Here is a 22850-nt window from a genome sequence, read left to right on the forward strand (position 1 = left end):
CACTGAGCGGAGTTAATCTAGCCGTTGATCTTGCTCACGTTTTTCTTTAATAGCATCAACATAATACTGTGAGGTAATATCAATTTGGGCAATGCCAATTTGGTTTAAAAATTCATGCAAAATCTTAAATCTAGATTTTATGTCTTTCTCAGTCTCTGTTTGAGTTTCTACTTCAATAAAAGTGTTTTCTAGTTCTGGTAATTTCACAATTGAAACTTCAAGTTTTATGTCTTGATAGGTAAGGTTATAAATGAGACATTCTTTAGTATAGCGCATCGATATTGAATATCCCAGCTTTTGAAAAATGGCTATTCCGGTATTAAAATCGGCAATTTCTGTCTCAAATTCGGGTTTTGATTTACTTTTTTCGTCAAATGGAGAATCTTTGAATGTGAGAAAAAAGCGGCTTTCACCAGAATCCCTGTTTGTTTTATTTCGCAAACGCAGCTCTTTGTCTACAGTTGTAAGTGTATTCTCTTTGTCAAGATAAACATCATCATAAACCAAATTTAAAGCTGTTTCATTACATAGATTTTCTATCTGCGTTATGGTTGCAGATCTATTCCTGACGATGGCTTTAAGTTCAACTTCAAACATGATTTTACTCGAAATTTAGTTGCCATGAAACACCAAATTTGTCCTGAACCCAACAAAACTTTTGGCTAAAGCCATAATTATCTAAGGGCATCAAAAATTTACCTTCTAAATTAAAAGCTTCAGATAGGCGCTCTATTTCTTCTTGAGAATCACAGTTAACAAAAAGCGAGATGGCAGGCGTGAAAGTAAAATCATGTTTTATAGGGCTGTCTATGCACATGTATTCTTGCCCTTTAATGTGAAAAACTGCCTTTATTACAGAGCCTTCTTTCCCGGCTTCACCGGCTTTGTACCTTTCGATACTTAAAATAGCCGCATCGTCAAAAAGTGAAATATAGAAGTTCATCGCAGTTTCGGCTTGTTCAAAAAATGTAAAAAATGTGCGGATTTTTTGCTTCATAACGCGATAATTGATGGTTTATGACCGATTTTAAAGTTACATGAATTTGCAATAAAACACATTTTGTGAGCTTCTTCATGCAATTTAAGAGCTTGCTCAGTCATTGTTTCATTTTGTACCGTAACCTGAGGATATAAAATGACTTCTTTAAATTTACCACTTCCGTTATCAAGTTCTTCCATAATCCCTTCAGCATGGTCAAAATATGCTGTTACAACTACGTGATGTGAGGCACATAAGTGTAAATACCAAAGCATGTGGCAGGATGAAATGGAAGAAAGCAAAAGTTCTTCCGGATTATATTTTTCAGGGTCTCCTAAAAAAGCAGGATCAGATGAACCCGAAATAGTATGCGATTTGTTTTTGCACGAAATAATGTGATTTCTGCTATATTGATTATATTTTGAAGTACCGTTACCAGTATTTCCAGTCCATTGTGTAGTGATATTATAATGATGGGTTTTCAATTACACGACAGGTATAGTACTCAATTGTTCGTCTAGATCACGTTTTGATTCTGTAGATAATATGAGCGTGTCTATTTTTAGTTTTTTGTCTTCTGAAATCAAAGTGACATCACCGGCAAACTTTTTTATTTGAGTAACTTTAGCAAGTTCAAGCTTTTTAGAGTAAGGCCAGTTCTTATATATAAAACCATTTTCAATAGTGATATATTGATAGTTTATTTCATAAAAATAGAGGCCAAAGTAGAGAAGACCAAGTACAAATAAAGCGTAATCTGACCATTTGAGTTCTTCATTAAAAAACAGCTTTGCGATGCTCAAAATCGTCCAGGCACAGCCTAAAATCAGATTAGTTCTCAGTCTTTTTTTAGAATATTTTATTTTCATAAAAAACAGGATTATATTATTTCAGGCTTTTCCGTTCTTCAAAAACCTCACCTTCAATAACCCCGGAAGTTTCGTTATCAAAGCTGCCTCTAATGTAAGTTAAAATATCTGCAATTTCCTGATCTGAGAGTTGAGAATAAGAAGGCATTTCCTGATTATATGTTTTACCATTAACCTCTATGGGATGTGAAATCCCGGTAAGCACGGTACGTATAAGTTTACCTTTATCACCGGTTACCCAATTTGTGCCAGATAGGGGCGGGATTAAATCTTCAGATCCCTGACCCTTGGGACCATGGCAGCTTAAACAATTCTTAGCATATAACTTTTCTCCAGCTACAAACTCGTCTTCCAGATCTGGATTCCAGTTTTCGCTATCAAGCTGTATAGGTTCCTTATCTTCATGGTAAACAATAATTTTAGGATCGAGTTCTTCATCTGGTGACATGGCACTTATTCTGTATATCTTGTCGGGACCATCAGGTAAGCTATCATACATCCAGGGTTGAAATCGAGGATGCCAGTCTCTGTTGCTGGTAGCAAAATAAATATCGCCATTAGGAGCCACAGACACATCTCTTATTCTTCCAAATTTCTTCTGGAGATAAATGTGTTCATCATTAATATGTTGACCATTTGCGCTAAGCTTAAGCACCCGCAATGCTCTGCCTTTTAAGTTAGCTACAAGTAAACTGTTTTTCCACTCTGGTATTTTATCACTATTGTAAAAAGCCAGGCCAGCAGCTGCTATTGTTGGCGTCCAGGCTTTTAAGGGCTCTGTGATATGGTGACCTTTGCAATATTCTTTTTCACTTTCGGTATCACAAAAACCCTGTACATCTGGCCAGCCATAATTGTTGTTAGCAACAATCAAGTTGATCTCATCGTCGTTATTAGGACCATGTTCAGAACTGTATAAAATGGTTTTATCGCTAAATGCTAGGCCCTGCGGATTACGGTGGCCTCTGGTATAAATGTAGCTCCCTTTCACAGGATTATCATGAGGTATCGAGCCATCGATATTTAATCGTAAGATCTTTCCTGTAATCACACTGTCACTCTGTGCATGACGGGTATCGCCCACTTCTCCCAGAGAGAAAATGAGTTTGCCGTCTGGCGAAATTATAAGACGAGAACCATTATGGTACGTGTTTCCAGATATATTGTCTATGAGAATTGTGGGTTCTTTTAAAGTATCAGAGTCATATGTGTAGCGTACTAATCTTGATTTAATGTTGACAGTATCACGGGTAAATGTGTAATGAAGAAAAATATACGGGTCAACAGGATGCACGGTCATTCCTAATAAGCCGTATGACTTTTTGTAGATTACATCAGGAACTTTGAACATTTTTTTAGTACTTCCCGCCTTGAGATCTTTTAGGTAAACCGATCCATTTTGTTCTGTAAACCAAATTTTATCTGGCAGGGAAGCATCGATATCCCAAGGCACTTCAAGACCTGTTTCTACGGGCGTAATACTTAAATTTTGATCAGTAGTTTGTAGATAAGCTATTGCTATTTCTGTGCGGTCTTTTTCATTTTTACATGAATAGGACATGATTACCAAGCCAATTATAAATAGCCAATAGTCTTTAATTTTCATTTAAAACCCATTTAATACCTCCTAAAATATGATTTAAAAATTGAGGATTGCTGTAATATTCCTTTTTATGTCCCAGAGCCGTGTAAAATTGTCTGCCACCATCATAATTATGATACCAGGCAAGGGGAGCATAGTCGCCAAAAACCTTGTCAGGATATTCATCTTTTTTATCGTCTGTAACGGTAGTTAAGTCGGCAGCGAGCAGGACGTGAATATCCGGGTTTAAATTATCAAGATAGTAGCATTCATCTTCCCAATGCCAAATTTTTGGAAGAAAATTAGTAGACATGTGCGTACTGTCAATGACAGCGATATCAAATTCTTGAAGTTTAGGATGTCTTACAAAACGGCCTCCTAACATGGCGGCAAACCAATCCCAATTTCTTTCTGAACCGGAAGCAACATGAATGCCTGCAAAACCGCCTCCATCGTTGATGTAATTTTTAAAAGCGTCTCTTTGAGATTGCGTATAAAAGGCCTCGTTATTTGTGTTAGAGAATATTATACAGTCAATATTTTTCAAATTTTGGGTAGTGAAAAATTCAGGATCATCTGTTGTTTGAATGGTGAAGTTATTTTGTGAAGCCAGTTTTTCTAATGCTTTCACACTTGCTTCAATATTGTCATGAACATAACCTTCACCATTATGGGTATAAACAAGCAAGTTTTGAGCAGATGAAATTGCGCAAAAAGCTAGAATTAAACAAAAAGTTAGGTTGACTCTCATATCTTTTAATTAGGCATTCTTCCAGGTTTCACGTACGAAGGCAAGATCTTTTTTCATTTTTGTAAATACTTCTTCTTTGTCTATAGTTAAAGTAGAATTACCATGCTCTGCTCCGCCTAATCCATACTCAAAATGCATTATTACAGGTACATTTATTCCGTATGATTTCAGAATGCTAAAGTATCTTTTAAAATCTACCATACCTTCACCCATCGGGGTGTTTATCATTTCAGTTTTTCCATTTTTCGTTTCCCATTTATAGTCTTTGACCACAATAGTTTTTATATAATCTTTTATAAGTTTTAAACCCAATTCCCACGAGTTTGCACCTTCTAAAGTGGCATGCCTGATATCGTATTGCGATCCGCACCATTGTGGTGAAATACCTTCTAGAATCTGATAAAGATCCCAGACTGCTGCACCTATATATTTCCCGGAGTGATTTTGATAACCTCCATGTAAACCTAGACTTTTGTTTAACGCTGCCAAGTCTTTAAATTGAGCATGATATTTTTTTATAGTTTCAGGAATAGATACATCTTCAGGATATTTTAACCATCCCATGCGATAATATTCAAAGCCCAGATCACTTGCTGTATTTAAAAGTATTTTACTATCCTCGTCTTTGGCGTCTGTAACATCTGTAGTCATTATTTGAGGAGCAAATCCCGCTTTTTGCATCGCCTGTGCAGCTTTAGGAAGATCTGTTTTCACCTGATGTGGAAGAACATGCCCATTGTGACGTACAGTTAGGTCTATACCATCAAAACCCATTTCTGCGGCAGCCTCGCTCATATTATTATAATCAAGAAACTGTAGATGTTTTGAAAAAATACTAACCGAAATAGGCTCAAAATTGGTATTTTTTGTCAAAAAATCGGTCCTATAATTAAAATTTAAAAATGGTAAGGCCACCATTCCCAGAGAACTTTTCTTTATAAAATCCCGTCGTTGATTAGTAGAGTGTACTTTAGCCATGCCTGTAGTTTTATATTGTTTTAAAAATGTTTTATTAGGTGAAATGCGCCTATGAAGTTACTTAATGTTTTATTTCTGTAGGATATTTTTTTGTTGTACGATGAATTTTGAGGCTAAAAAGGCTGTTTTTTTAACTGCTTTTAAATCTGCTTGTTTTGCATGCATTTGAGAGATGACGGGCTTTCAGAAATATCTCACATTTATATTATCGCTAATTCAATTCGATAATTTTATGATATTTATATTTTTTAACGTATTCTGTTGTATAGTCGTTAACAAATTGTTAAGTTTATAAGCCTCATTTCATGTTGAAATATGATATAATTTTTACCTCTTGAAAAATTTAGATACATATTTTCTTTTGAAGGGTCTCAAGGCAGGAGAAATCCAGTCTTTGGAGAAATTGTATAAAATTTACTACGCCAAACTTTTTTTCTTCGCTAAGAAATTTGATTCTGCTACTCTTGGTCCTGATGATTTTGTGCAACAAACCTTTCTCAAGCTCTGGGAAAAACGCAGTCAACTTAAAGATGATGTTCTTCTTGATAGGCAAATTTTTGTAATCTGTAAAAATCTGATATTAAATCACCTTAAGAGAGAAGCCAAGACTGTAGGTGAGATTGAAGAAAAATTATTTCCTCAGGAAAACGAAGCTGAAGATTTTGAAGAGAACACTAGAAGAATGCAAAAGGTTTATCAAATTATAGATAAACTTCCTCCCAAACGAAAAAAAATATTTTTACTTCATAAAATAGAAAACCTAACCTACGAGGAAATCTCTCAAAGCCTTGGTATTTCTAAGAAAACGATTGCGAACCACCTTTATCTTGCCCATCTTTTTATTCAGAAAGAATTATTTATGTAAATTTTTTAATAAATGATTAGGGATTTTGTATTACTCAATTGTTATAGTAGTGTAATAGTTTAATTTTTTGAGTGTTTATCTAAGAATATGCTATCCTCTGTGTGATTGCGTAAAAGACTACAAATAATTTAATAATTAAATATGAGCGTATGAAATAAACGTCACCTTCTTATAAAGCTAGATAATTCATATCTAGCAAAAAAAAGAGTTCCCACCGTCAAATAGAGAACTCTTTAATAAATCTCAAAAGCATTACGGCATATTTATGTCGCGTGACTTTTCATGTTTTAAAACTAAAATAAATATAGTATGAATCAACTATTTTTAACACTAATTTTAAGTTTGACTTTTCTTACTAACCCACTTGTTACTTTTTCTTTTTTATCAAATGCATCAATTTTAAAGAAGGATAGTTCAATAAATTTATCTTCGGCAAAAACAGTAACTAACTCTAAAACACTCGTCATTGACAACCAAATTTCTGTTAGTGGGACAGTTACAGATGCTAATGGAAGTCCTATGCCAACAGTTAATATATTAGAAAAAGGAACCCAAAATGGGGTTTTGAGTGACTTTGATGGTAATTTCAATATTACTGTTTCATCAACACAGGCTGTTTTAGTTTTCTCTTATGTGGGTATGAAAAGTATTGAACGTGTTGTGGGAGATAATACAAAAATGAATGTTCAATTAGAAGAAGATGCACAAGGGCTAGATGAAGTTGTTGTAATTGGATATGGAACTGCCAAAAAGAGTGATTTAACGGGAGCGGTTTCTTCTGTTTCTGCTGAGCAGGTAGAGAAAGTCCCTGTAACTACTGTTGATCAGGCGCTACAAGGCCGTGCCGCTGGTGTTCAGGTAACTACAAATGATGGTTCTCCAGGTGCAGGAATTTCAGTTAAGATTAGAGGTACCGGTACATTTGGAGATAATTCACCTCTTTATGTGGTTGATGGTTATCCTATATCAGGTAATCTTTCGAGTTTGAACCCTTCTGATATTCAGTCTATGGAAATATTGAAAGATGCTTCTGCAACTGCAATTTATGGAAATAGGGCTTCTAATGGTGTTGTAATAATAACAACCAAGAGAGGTAAAAAGAATGTATTTGAGATTTCATTTGACGGTTTGTTATCAGTTCAGGCAAAACCAGAAATGTATGATGTTATGACAGCAGAACAATTTGTGACCGCTGCTCAACAAGTCGCTACAACTGATGATTACCCTATTTTACCGGAATGGAACAATGACCCTGCAAGTTTTAGAAATATTGATTGGCAAAATGCATTTTATAGGGCGGGATTAAGACAGAATTATAATGTTGCCCTTAGAGGTGGGGGAGAACTTGTTCAGACCTCATTTTCCTTAGGATATTATAAACATGAAGGGATTGTGAAATTCTCAAATTATGAACGATATAATTCCAGTCTAAATGTAGATTTTACTCCATATAGCTGGCTTAAAGCTACAGCAAGTGTAAAATATACGCATAGTAACAGCAAATTAGGATCTGGTTCATCTATCACTCAGTTGGGAAATTTAACGAGACTAATTCCCACTATGACTGGAAATCCACTTACAGATATGATCAAGGATGCAGATGGTAATTATGGGTATTATATACCGGGAGCACAAGCAACAACGGGTATGACTAATTTATATGCTGATGTTGAAGAAATTGATCAAGATAATCCACGAGATAATTTTTTAAGTACAACCTCTGTAGAGGTAACTATACTTCCCGGATTAAAAGCGAAAACTAATTTTGGAATAAATACTTTTAGTGGCTTTAGTTCCTATTTTACACCCAGCAATACTAGAGAAGAACCTAATCCCCAAGCTTATTATTCCCAACGAAATAATAGTAGTTACGAATGGCTTTGGGAAAATACGGTATCATATGTTCAGACTTTTGGCGATCATAGTTTAGACATTGTAGGAGGTATTTCATCTCAGGAAAATACTTATCGTATATCTGGCGCTGATGGTAATGGATTAGTAAGTAATGAATTAAGAGATATTTCTTCTTTGACAACAGTTGCACCTTACGGATATCAACAGGCTTGGTCTCTGGCTTCTCAATTTGGCAGACTGACTTATAAATTCTTAGATAAATATATTTTAACAGGAACAGTGCGTAGAGATGGTTCATCTAGATTTGGGCCTGGTAAAAAATGGGGTGTGTTTCCTTCACTTTCGGCAGCATGGAAATTAAAGCAGGAATCATTTTTATCGGATGTTGAGGCAATCAACGATCTTAAAATAAGAGCAAGTTGGGGTAAATCTGGAAATCAAAATATTGGTCTTTTTCAATATTTAGGATTGTATGGTTCAGGACCGTCCCCAACTGACAATAGAGGTTATGCCTTTGGTGATCCCAAAAATTACTATCCCGGTTTAGTTTTAAATGGATTGGCCAATCCAGACCTTACCTGGGAAAAAACTACCCAGACTGATATTGGTATTGATGCAGCATTTTTAAATAATAAAATCACCTTTACGGCAGATTACTATGTAAGAGAATCAAGCGACTTTTTATTAGATGTGAATGTGCCTGCGCAAACAGGTTTCAGTACAGCCACGAGAAATGTGGGAAGTATAAGGAATAAAGGCTTGGAGTTATCACTTCAGTATCGTTCAGCTGAGCATGAATTTCAATGGAGTTTAGGCGCAAATCTTACCACAGTGAATAATGAAATTTTATCTTTTACAGATGGACTTACATCAATAGGGAATTTTACAAGTCTTGATTTTAGAAATTATGGAGGGAATGTATGGACCACGTTTAGTCAATCTCGAGTTGGCGGAGAAGTAGGTGCGTTTTATGGTTTTAGATCTGCGGGAATTTTTCAAACTCAGGCTGAAATAGATGCCCTTAATCAAGCAACTTCAGATCAGTATGGAAACGGTTCATTTTATCAGGTTTCTGATACTTCTCCCGGTGACCGCAAATTTGTAGACCTAAATGGTGATAGTAGAATTACAGATGATGATAGGGAAATTATAGGAAGCCCTATTCCTGATTTTTTTGGTGGAATCAATTTTGATGGATCTTATAAGCAGTTTGATTTCAGCTTATTTATTTATACTTCAGTAGGAAATGATATTCTGAATTATGCTAAGCGAAACTTACAAAACTTTGATGCAGCTGCTGGAGTAGGTCTTCAAAATATGGGCAGTGAATTTTACTTAAACCACTGGACTTCCGAAAATCAATCTACAACTTATACCAGACTGGTCTCTTATGATAAAAACGGTAACAATAGAGTTTCTGACGTCTATGTTGAAGATGGGAGTTTCGTCCGTTTAAAAAATATCCAAGTAGGCTATACATTTCCTCAGGCTTTCACAGATAAGGTGTATATGAAAAAATTGAGAGTGTATTTAAGTGCTCAAAATTTATTTACAATTACCAATTACTCTGGTCTGGATCCTGAAATTGGAGATGTAAGTGGTTCTGATGGATTGAGTGCAAATGGTGTAGACGTTGGAAGCTATCCCACTAGTAAATTCTTCACTTTAGGTGTGAATCTGGGTTTCTAAAAAATCATTTTTTAATATAAAATTGAGATTATGAAAATTAATAAAACGATATGCATACTTGCTTTAGTTTGTGTCTGCCTAATTCCCTCTAGTTGTTCTGAAGAGTTTCTAACACAGCAGGATACTAGGGACTCTACTAGTGAATCCTTATTTAAAAAGACAGAAGATGCAGTGCAGCTTGTGAATGCGATATACAACACTATGCATAATAATAACTTCGTTATTAAGGCACTTTGGTATCAAGCAAATTTTTTAACTCAGGATTATAAAAACTGGGGATCAGATACTTTTTTTGCTACCTATGAAATTCCTACAAATTTTGGTGCGCTCAATACTTTTTGGGTACGTTCTTATGAAGGGATTACACGTGCAAATTCAGCTCTTGAAACTATTGAAATAATGAGAGCAGATGGGATTCTAGATGAAGACCTGGCTAATAGACTTAAAGGAGAATCTCTCTTTTTAAGAGGTTTGTTCTATTACTATTTAGCAACAGAATTTGGCGGTGTTCCACTTGAACTTGCGCTAACCACAGATGATGGTCGTCATCCACGTAATACTCAGGATGAAGTATTTCAATCTGTAGTATCAGATTTAGAAAATGCAGCTGCACTTTTACCTTGGCGAGAAGATTTAGAGTTGACCGATATAGGAAGGGCAACTAAGGGTGCAGCACTGGCGTATTTGGGTGATGCACAGATGTGGTTAAAAAAATATGATGATGCAGTTACTTCTTATAATAAGCTAGAAGGACATTACCAGCTTGAGGATGACTTTTTGAGAATTCATGCTTTTGATAACCAAAACGGAATGGAGGATATCTTTTCTATACAATATATCACAGCTGCCAATATGCGTAATGGTTCAAGTGATACGCAATGGTTAGTAGAATTTTGTCTTCCTGAAGAAATTTCTAAAACAGGGTATGCTTATGTTGATAAGAAGTATTACGACTCTTTTGAAGCTGGGGATGAAAGAAAATTCGCAACGGTAATAGGCCCTGGTGATGAACATCCTGATCCTGTAATAGATATTTCTATGTATAAAAATGTTAAAGATACTTATGGAGGTATAAATACTTTGGGAACGGAAGCAAATCCTTGGAAAGGGGCTGACGGACAACGGTCAGGTTATTATGCTGTTAAAAGTTGGAGAGATCCTAATGTAACCGGTAGATTCGGAGATTACTCTTATAGTTCATTAAACTTAATTTTGATGCGATACGGGCAGGTTCTACTGAGTAAAGCAGAGGCCCTTTATAGAAGTGGGAATGAAGCAGAGGCTAGGAATATAATAAATAATCAGATTCGTTTAAGAGCAAATTTAGAGCCCGTACCTGAATCTGAGGACTTCATTACAATGTTGACAAATGAGTATCGCTACGAGCTGGGAGGAGAATTTTCTTTTTTCTTTTATCTGAGAAGAGCTGGGGAAGCAGAAAAATTTGTTCTAGACAAATATAATATTGTAATACCACCAGGTCATACTCTTATGCCTATACCTGTTGAACAAATTGCAACAAATCAGACTCTTGTTCAAAATCCTGGTTATTAGAAGACTTGATTGACTGTTGTCAATTCTTATTTCCGGTAGACTATTAGCTACCGGAATGAGAATTGATTCTTAAGTATAACACCTTCCGTTTTTAATATTAATAGTTATGAAGATATTGTCTTCCTTGATTCTTATATCCATAATAATACTCACTACAAATTATAATTTGTTATTTAAAATACCTGAGGCAGAAATTACTAATGGTATTATTAAGGCAAAAATATACTTACCAGATGCTGAAGAGGGCTATTATAGAGGATCTAGATTTGACTGGTCTGGAGTTATTCCTGATTTAAAATATAAAGGACATTCATATTATGGAAAATGGTTTGACAAGTATAGCCCTACAAATCATGATGCTATTATGGGACCCGTAAATGATTTTGCCCCCTTAGGATATGAAACCGCCAAAGTTGGAGAAAGCTTTGTTAAGATAGGAATAGGAGTATTAGTAAAACCTGAAGAACCGCGATATTCTATTGTTACACCTTACAAGATTATAAATCATGGAGATTGGAAAATAAATAAAAAATCCTATCAGATTGAATTTATTCAGAAAATAGAGGATAAGGATTATTCATATGAATATAAAAAACTAGTGAATTTGCCAAAAGGAAAATCCCAATTAGTTTTAGAACATTCTTTAAAAAATACTGGAAATAAAACTATTAAAACCTCTGTCTATAATCATAATTTTTTAATGATAGATGAACAACCTGTAGATTCAAATTACGTAATCAAATTTCCTTTTGAACTAAGTGGTAAAATGAAAGGGACTGATACTATTGCATTTATTGATAATAATCAAATTAAATATAAGAGACAGTTATTTAAGAAAGAGAATGCTTATTTCACAGATTTATATGGTTTTGGAGATACTTCCAGAGACTATAAAATAATTGTAGAAAATAGAGCTAGTAAAGCTGGAGTCAACATTTCTGGAAACAGAGCACTTTCAAGATTAGTATTTTGGTCTGCATCTACTACAGTTTGCCCCGAACCATATATAAATATTAATGTGGAGCCAGGAAGAACCTTTAAGTGGAAAATTGTATATAACTATTATACAGTTGATTAATTAGCGAACATGGTTTTGTAATCAAAACTCGATATCTTATTTGCGAATTAATTGAAAATTTTAATAAAATAATTAGGAAATGTTTATTACTCAATTGTTATAGTAATACAAACCATTAGATAAAAAATTGAAAAATTACGAATATCATATTGTTGAAAAGCTAAAAAAATCTTGGGACGCTCCTTATCCTGCTATTTCCGGAGAACAAGTAGAACTCTCATGGAAATCTGTTGAAAAGCAAATTAAGAAGCGACCTATAAAGTTATTATACAATTACAGTTTAGCTGCTGCTATTGCAATGTTATTGTTTGCAACATATTATTTTGCAGAGGTTTATAATCCCATCATTGTTGTAAATAATTATGCTATGATGGACAAAGAAGTTAATCTGCCGGATGGAAGCCTTGTACTTTTAAAAAAGGGATCAGAGATCAGGTATAAAGAAAATTTTGATGAAGCTAGAGGAGTAGAATTAGAGGGAGAGGCTTTCTTTAATGTAGTGCAGGATAGTCTAAAAGAATTTCGGGTTAAGACTTCGCATACTTTAACAAGAGCTATAGGGACTTCTTTTTTGGTAAATGAGAAGCTTAATATGCAAGAAACAGAAGTCTCACTTTATTCGGGTAAGATATTAGTTCATATAAATGGAATTACAAATAAAAAATGGTCGATTAAACCTGGAGAAAGTTTTGTCTATAACCAAGCCGGAGAAGCCTATATAACAAAATTTAATACATTATTGTCGTTTGAAAGTGGCAATCTCTTTATAGACCTTAACGCCAAAAAACTTGAAAATCTGTTTGATTTCTTATCAGAACGGTTTGATTATGAATTCACTAAAAATGATTTCACTAAGGATAAACTTGTAACCTTAAGGATCAACAAATCAGATTCTCTTACAGATATACTAAAGATTCTATCTATAATTAATCACACAAACTATGAAATAAATCACAAAACCAGACAAGTAAACGTATTTAAGAATTAAATACTAAGAAATTAAAAAACAAAAGAGTTCCCATCGTCAAACAAAGAACTCTTTTTACAAACACAAAAAGCATTAACGACGTTGCCGTCGCAAGGCTTTTTACATTCCAAAATTAAATAAATCAACCATGAGGCAACTACTTTTAACACTTTTTTTTGGTTTAACGTTCTTTGGTAATCCTCAAGAGATATCACTTTCGTTAATAAATCCCACACTAAAACAAGTGATTATGGGAATAGAATCACAAACAGAATACAAATTTGCTTACGGGAATGAAATTGCTGTTGGCATTTCATTTACAGGTAATTATAATTTTAAAAAACAGAGTCTTGATAAGGTACTTAAGGAACTTACAGATAGAACAGTCTATACATTTATCTTAGTTGGAAATAATATTGCTATTACTAAAGATGCTGATCCTTCTACTGATCAGATGCCGCAAGCAGCAACTTTACAGGAAACCACAATTACTGGTAAGGTCACTGATCAACTTGGAAATCCTCTTCCTAGCGTTACAATTCAGGAAAAGGGTACTAATAATGGGGCATTGACAGATTTCGATGGTAATTTCTCAATCGATGTAGCCTCGTCAGAATCAGTGCTTGTTTTTACTTATATAGGCATGAGAAGGGTAGAACAGACTGTAGGTTCAACCACTTCTATGAGCATACAGATGGAAGAAGATGAGCAATCGCTTGATGAAGTTGTGGTCACATCTTTAGGAATAAAACGAGAAAAAAGAGCTTTAACATATGCGGTTTCAGAGGTTGGTGGTGAAAATTTAACAAAAGCTCGGGAAATAAATATAGGGAATGCGCTATCCGGAAGAATTGCAGGTGTCACAGCATCAGGTACAACCGGAGGGCCAGGATCCTCTAGTAGGGTAATTATACGAGGAAACGGTTCTCTAAACGGTAATAATCAACCACTTTATGTCGTAAATGGAATGCCTATTACTAATGAAAATACTTCATCGCCAGGTACATATGGAGGAATTGACCGGGGTAATGGTCTCTCAAGCATAAATCCGGATGATATAGAAAGTATTTCTGTTTTAAAAGGTGGTACTGCCGCCGCATTATATGGAGCTAGAGCAGCGAATGGTGTCATATTAATAACAACGAAGTCAGGAACTGCTCAGGAAGGTATAGGTGTAGAATACCGGACAAATTACACCATAGATGAGCCAAGAGATCTTTTAGATTGGCAATATCAATATGGCTCAGGATCAAATGGAAATCCTCCTATGACTCAAGCCGAAGCTATAGCCTTTGGAAGAACATCATGGGGGGCAAGATTAGACGGATCTTCTGTGGTTCAGCCTGATGGACAGTCTCGACCATATTCTGCTGTTAAGGATAATATTAAAAACTTTTATCAAAATGGATATACTTTTTCAAATACCGTTGCTCTGAGTGGGGGGAATGAATCTATAAGATTTCGTTTTGCAGCATCAAATACAGAAAATGAAGGAATAGTACCTAATAACACATTAAACCGTAAGACATTTAATTTAAGCGTGGATGCAACTCTGGCTAAAAAAATAATTTTTCAGGGGAATGCACAATATTCTTTAGAAGATGTTAGAAATAGAACGCGTCCAGGTGATTTCGATAGAAACCCCAATGCAGGTGCACAACTAATAGCTACAAATATAGATGTACGTACTCTTGCTCCAGGTTATGCTGAGAATGGAAACGAATTTCAATGGAGTGATTATATATATGTAACGAATCCCTATTTCGTTATAAATAAAGTACACAACGGAGATAAGAGAAGAAGGTTTATAGGCTCTTTTAATACAACTTATAATTTCACTGATTATTTATATGCACGTGTTAGGTTTGGCTTAGATCAAAGTGATGTTGATGGGTATTACATTAATCCTACTGGATTAGCTTACAATAATTCAGGAAGTATGACTTCAGATCAAAGTCTTCGTACAGAAACAAATCTTGAAGGAATTATAGGATTTAATAAAGACGTGGGGCGCTTTTCAATAAATGCATTGGTAGGTGGAAACCAAATGCGAAATATTTTTGATGGTATCAATTTAGCAAGTGGAGATTTCAATATTCCTTTCCAGTACTTTATAGGAAATGGAACCAATCAAACGTTTAACGAGAATTATGGGAAATATGGAATAAATTCTTTATTTGCCTCTGCAGATTTAGATTACAATAACTTCTTATACCTAACTTTAACGGGCAGAAATGATTGGTTTTCAACACTAGATGTAGAAAATAATAGTCTTTTTTACCCTTCGGTTGGTTTAAGTTTTCTGGCTTCAGAAATTTGGGAGTCTAAACCAGTGTGGTTAGATTATGCTAAGGTTAGAACATCATGGGCCCAAGTTGGTGGTGGTGCTCCTAGTCCATATGCCATTCAACAAAGCTATACAGCAGAAAGTACTCCCCATCTGGGACAGACCTTAACAGAAGTTTCTAGTGGTACTATTCCTACAGCGTTAACACCTTATACCTCTACTACTTACGAGGCTGGACTGGAATTTCGATTTTTTAGTAGTCGTTTAGGACTTGATTTTACTTTTTACGATAGAACAACAACAGATGATATTGTTAATGCTTCAATTGCGCCCGCGAGCGGTTACTCAAGTGTAGCGCTAAATGTTGGTGAAATGAAGAATAAAGGTGTCGAGATAATGCTAACAGGTAGACCGTTACAGCCTTCATCGCCTTTAAAATGGAACGTTACAACAAACCTCGCATATAATAAAAACGAAGTCATACATATTTCAGATGATTTAGACAGATTGCAGCTGCCAGGGGCAACAACGCGGACTTTAAATGGAGGTATATACCATTTTGAAGGTCAGCCATTCGGCATGATTGCAGGGAACAGAAGATTAAGAGATGCTAATGGAGCGGTCGTTTACAATAGTGTAAGTGGTTTACCTGTTGCAGGTCCTTTAGTAGCTCTGGGAAAAGGAGTGCCACCATTATCTATTGGTCTAAGCAATGATTTTAGTTATAAAAATTTTACAATGTCTTTTTTATTAGACAGTAGATGGGGGGCAAGTATCTATTCTGCAACAAATGCCTATGGCACTGACTTTGGTTTACATCAAAATACGATAGCTAATAATGTAAGAGAGAATGGAGTATCTCTTTCAGGCGTAGATCAAGATGGAAATGCCTTTAGTGAAACAATACCTGCCCAAACATATTACAGAGGAATAGCTTATAGTATAACTGAAGATTTTGTTGAAAAAGCCGACTTTATAAAACTAAGATCTTTAAGTATAGGTTATAATTTCCCTAATAATTTACTCGAAAGAACACCTATTAAAGCGGCAAGTCTGTCTATAGTAGGGCGTAATTTATTTATTCTGTATAAAACTTCAGATAATATTGATCCAGAATCAAATTATAGTAGCGGTAATGCTCAAGGATTGGAAAATTTCGGGTTGCCTACTTCTAGAAGTTATGGTCTTGATCTTAACGTTCGTTTTTAATAAAAATAAAATAAATCATTATGAGATATGTAAAATTTAAATGTATAGGATTTGCTTTAAGCGCTTTATGTGTGGTGGCCCTGTCTTTAACTTCATGTGATTCTGGATTTGAAGAAATGAATACAGATCCAAACGCTTATACTGTACCAGATTTTTCAACATTGTTCACTACAAGTTTGATTCGTACTGTGGGAACAGGAACAACAGATCGCAATAGAACAAATATGAAATATCTTTCTGGTGCTATGCAATTTCATGCAACTCTTCAAACTTTTTGGTATGGAGAAAAAGGTATTGTGAATGCCCAAACAGGAAATTTTTTCGAGACGGTATATACCTCTCATCTTCGGGAGCTTGAAGAAGTTATTTCAGGGACTACAGATAATCCAGATTTGATTAACCAAAATGCGATGGCTAGGATATGGAAAGTTTTTGCATTGCATAGAGTTACAGATGCCTATGGTGATGTGCCTTATAAAGAGGCAACGCTTGGAAGTACAGATGGTATTTATAAGCCTGTTTATGATAAACAGTCAGAAATTTACCCTTGGATGCTTCAAGATTTAGATAATGCTATCAACCAATTAGATCCTTCGATGAGTTCGTTTGGAGCTGCAGATGTTATTTATGGCGGGGATGTTCAAAAATGGAGGACTTTTGGTTATTCCCTAATGTTACGGCTTGCAATGCGCTTAACAAAAGTTGATCAGGGTATGGCACAAGAATGGGCGCAGAAGGCCGTTAGTGGTGGCGTTATGCAAAGCAATGAAGATATTGCAAAACTAGAACATACTCCAACAGGTCCCAATACATGGAATTGGGATGCACGTGAATTAAAGAGAGAAAGTTTGCCTGAGGGTAATCAGGGAGCAGGTTTAGTAAAAATGGGTAAAACTTTTATTGACTTATTACAAGAAAATGAGGATCCCAGATTACCATTTTACGCTACATTATGGGAAGGAAATATCAATTCTCAGCAAAGTCAGGTAATAACAGAAACTACTAAACCAGAACTTCAAAAAGGTCTTCCAAATGGTTATGATCCTGCTACAATAAGTGATGCAATACCGGCATGGAGTAATTCTCTACTTACAGAATATTCTGAACCTAATACAGCAACAATAGCAAATTTTTCTGCTCCTTCGATTATATTAAGTTATTCTGAAATAGAATTTCTATTATCAGATATGGCCTTGAGAGGCTGGGGAGCAGGAACAGCAGAAGAACATTATGAAAATGCTATAAGAGCAAATATGGAAAGTTCAAATCTATTTCCAAATAGTAATCTATCCCCTATGGAGATTACAGAATCCGAAATTTCAGATTACTTAAACGCTCATATTCTTACAGGAACTCAACAGGAAATGACCGATCAGATCTATACTCAGTTTTACTTAGCTGATTATATGTATTTAGATTTTTTTGAAGCCTGGAGTACTTGGCGACGAACAGGTGTTCCGGAGTTAGCACCTATAAATTATCCATTAAACACAACAGGAGGCGAACCTATAAGGAGATTAATGTATTCCTATGATGAGAAAGCTCTTAATTCAGAAAATGTAGAGGCAGCAATAAGTGCTCAAGGACCTGATACTTATACCACTCGTGTATGGTGGGATGTTGAGTAGAAGAGTGTTATAATTTGATTTTAAGTTCTTAAATCATATAGGATATGAAAAATAATCGAAGAAATTTCATTAAAAAGGGGGCGTCCTTGGCTGCTGTAATGTCGATAGGTGCTGCAACGGCATGTAATAATTCTCCTAAAACTGAAGAAACTAAACCTAATCACTTTGCCAAGGAGGCTATCAAATGGCCAATTGATCCAGGGACTAATACACCTCAACTGTGTGTAGGAGCCTCACGCAATGGAGATAAAGCAATGATGAGAAAGATTAAACAAATAGGTGCTGATAATGTCTTAATGGGAGGACCACCAATTCCCTGGACAAAAGAAAGTTTACGTGAGATCATGGATGCTTATGAAGCTGAAGGTTTAAAAGTGATTAATATGATGATAGGTGGACATCCTAATACTATTTACGGTCGGGAAGGCAAAGATGAGGAAATTGACAATATTAAAAAATCATTGGTTGCAGCGGGAGAAGCGGGACTTCCTGTTGTAGAATATAATTTCTACGCTCACCGTCTAATGGAAGGCTATTATTTAAAAGAAGGAAGGGGAGGAGCCGGGATGACTGCTTTTGACTATGAACCTGTAAAAGACTTACCAGCAGATCCTGCAATAGGAGAGCACAAAACTGAAGATCTTTGGAATAATCTTTCTTATTTCCTAAAAGCTGTCATTCCTGTCGCAGAAAAGGCCGGAGTGCGTATGGCATTACATCCTAATGATCCGCCAATTCCAGTGAGCCATGGTTCTGATCAAATAATGGCCACACTCTCAGACTGGAAAAGATTAATTGAGATAGTAGATAGTCCTTCTAATGGAATCACTTTTGACTGTGGTGTAACGAGAGAAATGGGAGAAGATCCTCTTGATGTATTACAGTATTTTGGCTCAAGAGATCGTATAAATCATGTGCACTGGCGTAATGTAATTGTTGAAAAACCTTATGTTAAATATGCAGAAGTATTTTTAGATGAAGGCCAGGTGAATATGTTTGCTGTAATGCAGGGACTTATTGATTTGGACTATAGTCATGGACTTTATCCTGAACACCCTCGTGCTTTAGATTATGATAAAGAACATGAAGGAGGTATAAGTAACCAATATCCGGGAGGTGGAGGATACACGGGACAAACCTACAATCTCGCTTTCGCGAAAGCAACAAAATTAGCTGTATTATCCATTCCATCTTAATGAACAATTAAAAAGTATAGATATGAAAAATAATCGTAGAGGTTTTATTAAAAAAGGGGCCTCATTGGCTGCTGTAATGACGCTTGGGGGCGCACCCATTTCCTATAGTAAGAATTACAATTCTTTAAGAACTGTTGAAAAAGAGGTTAAGCCATTTGTAAGAGATGCTGGGATGAAATTTGCTCTTGCAATGGGTCCCGATTCTCCACGAGTGCCATATGCCAAGCAAATGGATGTAATGCATGCTGTTTCGGGAGTTATTAGAAATAAAAATCTCAAACCATGGGAACCTCAAGCAATAATTGCAACTAAAGAAGCATGGGAAAGTCAGGGAATGAAATGGACTGTTGTAGAAGGTCCTCCCGCATTAGGTGAACAAACTAAACTAGCTTTAAGCGGGAGAGATGAGGAGATAGAAAACTTTATCACTTTCATGAAAAATTTAAAGAAGCATGGTGGTGTTGATACTATTTGTTACAACTGGATGCCTGTTATTAGTTGGGCACGAACAGATAAGAATACACTTGCCAGAGGTGGAGCAATAGTATCTTCTTTTGATTATAATGATATAAAAAATGAACCTCTTACTGAATATGGTGAAATCTCTAAAGAAGCTCTATGGAAGAATTTAGAGTATTTTCTAAAGGCTGTTGTTCCCGAGGCAGAGAAGATTGGAATGAATCTTTCACTACATCCTGATGATCCCCAAGTACACAGTATCCGTGGTATTTCTCGCATAATGAATTCGGTAGAAAATTTTGACAAAATGCTTGACTTATATCCAAGTAAGTATAGCGGATTGACAATGTGCCAAGGAAATTTTTCCTTAATGGGTAAAGAAATCCCATCATTGATTAGAAGATGGGGTAAAAGAGGTGCTATTAATTTTGTGCACTTTAGAAATATTAGAGAACAAAGCGGGCAATTACCTAGTGTAAAATTTACTGAGACTTTTCATGATGAAGGAGATATTGATATGTATGAAGCAATGAAAGCTTATTATGATATCGGTTTTCAGGGTACGATACGTCCAGACCATGTTGCCACTTTAGAAGGAGAGACTAATGAAAGACAGGGATATATGACTTTAGGAACTTTATATGCAATGGGCTATATAAGAGGACTTGCAGAATCAGTAAGTAAAGAGCGATCAGCTAAAAAAATGATTAGTGAAGGGTAAATATCAAATAGAGGCTTTGACTTAAACAAAAACAAATGAAAGACAATCGTAGAAATTTTATTAAAAAAGGTGCTTCTATTGCTGCAGGAATATCGATAGGCGGGGCTATGGGTGCAAATGCAGGTAACGCAAATATTATTTCTCCAATGAGAAATGGTATTATAAAAGATGACCTTACCAAAGATGCAGGTATGCAACTTTGTTTGGCCTATTTTGCAGGTAAAGAGCCTCTTAAAATTCAGATGGCCAAACAAATGGAAGTACATGGTGCTGTAGGAGGTATCAATCCTAGAATGGTAGGAATGGAGGGGGCAATGAATTACGATTTAAAGGTAATTAAAGCCGTAAAAGAAGCATGGGACGAAGAAGGGCTTAAACTTACTGTCATTGAAGGCCCCCCATCATTATATACAAAGACAAAACTGGGCCTGGACGGGAGAGATGAAGAAATTGAAAATTTTATAACTCTCATGAAAAATTTGACGCAGGTAGGGATCAATACTATTTGCTATAATTGGATGCCATTAATTAGCTGGGCTCGAAGCGATAAAGCCATGAAGGATCGAGGAGGTGCATTAGTAATGGGTTTTGATATAAATAAAATAGAAGGAGAACCTATTACGGAATATGGAGAAATAACCCATGAAGATATGTGGGATAATCTAGAATACTTCCTGAAAGCAGTGATGCCTGAAGCTGAGCAACTTGGCATGAATTTATCTATGCATGGAGATGATCCTCCAATAGATTCAATTAGAAATATACCACGCATTATGACATCTGTAGCTAATTTTAAAAGATTAATAGATATCTATCCAAGTCCTCATAACGGAATTACCTGGGGTGGCACATTCGGAGAAATGGGAGGAGAAGGCGAGCAAGAAGATTTGGAAGCAGCTCTTAAATACTTCACGGATAAGAAGGTCATTTCTTTCGTTCATTTTAGAAATGTACGTGGTTACAAAGAACACTTTAATGAAACTTTCATAGACGATGGGCAGATGGATATGGCAAAATTGATGCAAATTTTATATGACTCAGGTTTTAAAGGGCCTATACGTCCAGATCACGTTCCTACAATGGGAGATGATACAACTGGATTTCCTGGATATACTACCTTAGGAACATTATTCGCAATAGGCTATATGCGTGGTCTAATTGACATGGCTCGGGGTACCACATTAACAAAACCAGCATAATTATAATTATTTTTTAAGTAAAACTAAATCATATTAAAATGAATAATAAAAGAGTTCTATACCTTATTTGCCTACTCATATTTTTTACGACACAAGCTCAACAGGTAGCTTCATCTCCTGAATATATAAAAGCTTTGACTTCTGAATGGCAAGGAGAACGTTTTGCAGATGGTAGACCAAAGGTTTCAGATGCGATTTTAGAGCGGTTAAAGAAAGTGGCTGTTGAAGAAGCATGGGGATTCCTTAGAGGAAAAGGTTTTCATAATCAATATGATGGTGATTGGGAAATTGTTCATTCAGATGAGGTGATGACCGGTCGTGTTGTGACCGCTCAATACATGCCCTCACGACCAGATCTTAATCAACAGGTTAAACTTCAGGGAGCTGCAGAAAAAAAAGATACTATAGGAGGTAGCAATTCGTGGCCTATTGAGATCTTAAAACCTGGAGATATATATGTTGCAGATGGTTATGGAAGAGTGGTAGATGGTACTCTAATAGGATCAAACCTAGGAAATGCTATTTATGCAAACTCTCAGAATGGTGTCATATTCGATGCTGGAGTTAGAGATCTTAGAGGACTTGAACAAATTGATGGCTTTAATGGATGGTTTAGAGGAGCTGATCCATCCTATTTACAGGAGGAAATGTTAACCTCTATAAATGCACCCATTCGCATTGGTCGTGCTACAGTGCTTCCGGGGGATGTAGTACTTGCTACAAAATATGGAATCGTTTTTATTCCAGCATATTTAGTTGATCAGTTGGTGATTTCTTCAGAATATGTAAGTCTTCGTGATGAATTTGGTTTTCAACGTCTAAAGGAGAAAAAGTATACTGCAGGCCAAATAGATACCCGATGGACAGATGCAATAAAAGATGACTTCTCATCTTGGCTCAAAAATTATCCTGATGCGAAACTTCCTATGAGTCGTAAAGAATTGAATGATTATTTAAAAGAGAGGAAATTCTAAAAAAGGATATT

Annotated in this window: 18 protein-coding genes; 11 read left to right on the forward strand and 7 right to left on the reverse strand. The window is 35.7% G+C overall.

Going from position 1 to position 22850, the window contains the following annotated elements; all coding sequences use genetic code 11:
* Positions 1–12: 12 nt before the first annotated feature.
* The 7 genes from cyaB to ACH3O9_RS12000 are packed head-to-tail and all read right to left on the reverse strand — an operon-like array spanning position 13 to position 5159.
* Positions 13–597 carry a class IV adenylate cyclase gene (cyaB, locus tag ACH3O9_RS11970; protein ID WP_416440716.1) on the reverse strand — a complete coding sequence of 195 codons (585 nt, stop codon included), beginning with the start codon at positions 595–597 and terminating at the stop codon, positions 13–15.
* A 4-nt stretch (positions 598–601) separates the two neighbouring features.
* Positions 602–997 carry a VOC family protein gene (locus ACH3O9_RS11975; RefSeq protein ID WP_416440718.1) on the reverse strand — a complete coding sequence of 132 codons (396 nt, stop codon included), beginning with the start codon at positions 995–997 and terminating at the stop codon, positions 602–604.
* Positions 994–1464, reverse strand: coding sequence for an OsmC family protein (locus ACH3O9_RS11980; RefSeq protein WP_416440720.1), 471 nt, complete (start codon positions 1462–1464; stop codon positions 994–996). Before ACH3O9_RS11980 ends, ACH3O9_RS11975 begins: the two co-directional genes overlap by 4 nt.
* On the reverse strand, positions 1465–1848 hold the full coding sequence (locus ACH3O9_RS11985) for a hypothetical protein (RefSeq protein ID WP_416440722.1): 384 nt from the start codon (positions 1846–1848) through the stop codon (positions 1465–1467).
* Positions 1849–1864: 16 nt separating this feature from the next.
* Positions 1865–3454, reverse strand: coding sequence for a PQQ-dependent sugar dehydrogenase (locus tag ACH3O9_RS11990; protein ID WP_416440724.1), 1590 nt, complete (start codon positions 3452–3454; stop codon positions 1865–1867).
* On the reverse strand, positions 3444–4181 hold the full coding sequence (locus ACH3O9_RS11995; RefSeq protein ID WP_416440726.1) for a ThuA domain-containing protein: 738 nt from the start codon (positions 4179–4181) through the stop codon (positions 3444–3446). The genes ACH3O9_RS11990 and ACH3O9_RS11995 overlap by 11 nt, the downstream gene beginning before the upstream one ends.
* A gap of 9 nt (positions 4182–4190) precedes the next feature.
* On the reverse strand, positions 4191–5159 hold the full coding sequence (locus tag ACH3O9_RS12000) for a sugar phosphate isomerase/epimerase family protein (RefSeq protein ID WP_416440728.1): 969 nt from the start codon (positions 5157–5159) through the stop codon (positions 4191–4193).
* A 334-nt stretch (positions 5160–5493) separates the two neighbouring features.
* Between ACH3O9_RS12000 and ACH3O9_RS12005 the strand changes: the two genes are divergently transcribed.
* The 11 genes from ACH3O9_RS12005 to ACH3O9_RS12055 all read left to right on the forward strand — a co-directional run bounded on the left by ACH3O9_RS12005 (position 5494) and on the right by ACH3O9_RS12055 (position 22839).
* Positions 5494–6024 carry an RNA polymerase sigma factor gene (locus ACH3O9_RS12005; RefSeq protein WP_416440730.1) on the forward strand — a complete coding sequence of 177 codons (531 nt, stop codon included), beginning with the start codon at positions 5494–5496 and terminating at the stop codon, positions 6022–6024.
* Positions 6025–6333: 309 nt separating this feature from the next.
* Positions 6334–9567: a SusC/RagA family TonB-linked outer membrane protein gene (locus ACH3O9_RS12010; RefSeq protein WP_416440732.1), complete on the forward strand. Its 3234-nt coding sequence runs from the start codon at positions 6334–6336 to the stop codon at positions 9565–9567.
* A gap of 30 nt (positions 9568–9597) precedes the next feature.
* Positions 9598–11121: a RagB/SusD family nutrient uptake outer membrane protein gene (locus tag ACH3O9_RS12015; RefSeq protein WP_416440734.1), complete on the forward strand. Its 1524-nt coding sequence runs from the start codon at positions 9598–9600 to the stop codon at positions 11119–11121.
* A 106-nt stretch (positions 11122–11227) separates the two neighbouring features.
* Positions 11228–12199 (forward strand): hypothetical protein, encoded by a 972-nt coding sequence (locus ACH3O9_RS12020; RefSeq protein WP_416440736.1) that lies wholly within the window; start codon positions 11228–11230, stop codon positions 12197–12199.
* Positions 12200–12326: 127 nt separating this feature from the next.
* A complete protein-coding gene (locus ACH3O9_RS12025) occupies positions 12327–13187 on the forward strand; it encodes a FecR family protein (protein ID WP_416440738.1) in 861 nt (286 codons plus the stop codon).
* Between the two features lie 127 nt (positions 13188–13314).
* Complete coding sequence (locus tag ACH3O9_RS12030; RefSeq protein ID WP_416440740.1) at positions 13315–16662, forward strand: SusC/RagA family TonB-linked outer membrane protein; 3348 nt, start codon at positions 13315–13317, stop codon at positions 16660–16662.
* A 20-nt stretch (positions 16663–16682) separates the two neighbouring features.
* Entirely contained in the window at positions 16683–18290 is a 1608-nt protein-coding gene (locus ACH3O9_RS12035; protein WP_416440742.1) for a SusD/RagB family nutrient-binding outer membrane lipoprotein, read from the forward strand.
* A gap of 44 nt (positions 18291–18334) precedes the next feature.
* On the forward strand, positions 18335–19486 hold the full coding sequence (locus ACH3O9_RS12040; protein ID WP_416440744.1) for a mannonate dehydratase: 1152 nt from the start codon (positions 18335–18337) through the stop codon (positions 19484–19486).
* A gap of 22 nt (positions 19487–19508) precedes the next feature.
* Complete coding sequence (locus tag ACH3O9_RS12045; RefSeq protein ID WP_416440746.1) at positions 19509–20666, forward strand: mannonate dehydratase; 1158 nt, start codon at positions 19509–19511, stop codon at positions 20664–20666.
* A gap of 35 nt (positions 20667–20701) precedes the next feature.
* A complete protein-coding gene (locus ACH3O9_RS12050; RefSeq protein WP_416440748.1) occupies positions 20702–21865 on the forward strand; it encodes a mannonate dehydratase in 1164 nt (387 codons plus the stop codon).
* Positions 21866–21903: 38 nt separating this feature from the next.
* On the forward strand, positions 21904–22839 hold the full coding sequence (locus ACH3O9_RS12055) for an RraA family protein (RefSeq protein ID WP_416440750.1): 936 nt from the start codon (positions 21904–21906) through the stop codon (positions 22837–22839).
* Positions 22840–22850 lie beyond the last annotated feature (11 nt).

This window comes from Leeuwenhoekiella sp. A16 (assembly GCF_047946675.1).
Lineage (GTDB): Bacteria > Bacteroidota > Bacteroidia > Flavobacteriales > Flavobacteriaceae > Leeuwenhoekiella.

Bases quoted from the DNA above. Each gene is read 5' to 3' on its own strand.
- ACH3O9_RS12045 (WP_416440746.1), top strand. From the start codon at position 19,509: ATGAAAAATAATCGTAGAGGTTTTATTAAAAAAGGGGCCTCATTGGCT.
- ACH3O9_RS12055 (WP_416440750.1), top strand. From the start codon at position 21,904: ATGAATAATAAAAGAGTTCTATACCTTATTTGCCTACTCATATTTTTT.
- ACH3O9_RS11995 (WP_416440726.1), bottom strand. From the start codon at position 4,181: ATGAGAGTCAACCTAACTTTTTGTTTAATTCTAGCTTTTTGCGCAATT.
- ACH3O9_RS12000 (WP_416440728.1), bottom strand. From the start codon at position 5,159: ATGGCTAAAGTACACTCTACTAATCAACGACGGGATTTTATAAAGAAA.
- ACH3O9_RS12040 (WP_416440744.1), top strand. From the start codon at position 18,335: ATGAAAAATAATCGAAGAAATTTCATTAAAAAGGGGGCGTCCTTGGCT.
- ACH3O9_RS12050 (WP_416440748.1), top strand. From the start codon at position 20,702: ATGAAAGACAATCGTAGAAATTTTATTAAAAAAGGTGCTTCTATTGCT.
- ACH3O9_RS11990 (WP_416440724.1), bottom strand. From the start codon at position 3,454: ATGAAAATTAAAGACTATTGGCTATTTATAATTGGCTTGGTAATCATG.
- ACH3O9_RS12030 (WP_416440740.1), top strand. From the start codon at position 13,315: ATGAGGCAACTACTTTTAACACTTTTTTTTGGTTTAACGTTCTTTGGT.
- cyaB (WP_416440716.1), bottom strand. From the start codon at position 597: ATGTTTGAAGTTGAACTTAAAGCCATCGTCAGGAATAGATCTGCAACC.
- ACH3O9_RS12015 (WP_416440734.1), top strand. From the start codon at position 9,598: ATGAAAATTAATAAAACGATATGCATACTTGCTTTAGTTTGTGTCTGC.
- ACH3O9_RS12020 (WP_416440736.1), top strand. From the start codon at position 11,228: ATGAAGATATTGTCTTCCTTGATTCTTATATCCATAATAATACTCACT.
- ACH3O9_RS11985 (WP_416440722.1), bottom strand. From the start codon at position 1,848: ATGAAAATAAAATATTCTAAAAAAAGACTGAGAACTAATCTGATTTTA.
- ACH3O9_RS11975 (WP_416440718.1), bottom strand. From the start codon at position 997: ATGAAGCAAAAAATCCGCACATTTTTTACATTTTTTGAACAAGCCGAA.
- ACH3O9_RS12010 (WP_416440732.1), top strand. From the start codon at position 6,334: ATGAATCAACTATTTTTAACACTAATTTTAAGTTTGACTTTTCTTACT.
- ACH3O9_RS12035 (WP_416440742.1), top strand. From the start codon at position 16,683: ATGAGATATGTAAAATTTAAATGTATAGGATTTGCTTTAAGCGCTTTA.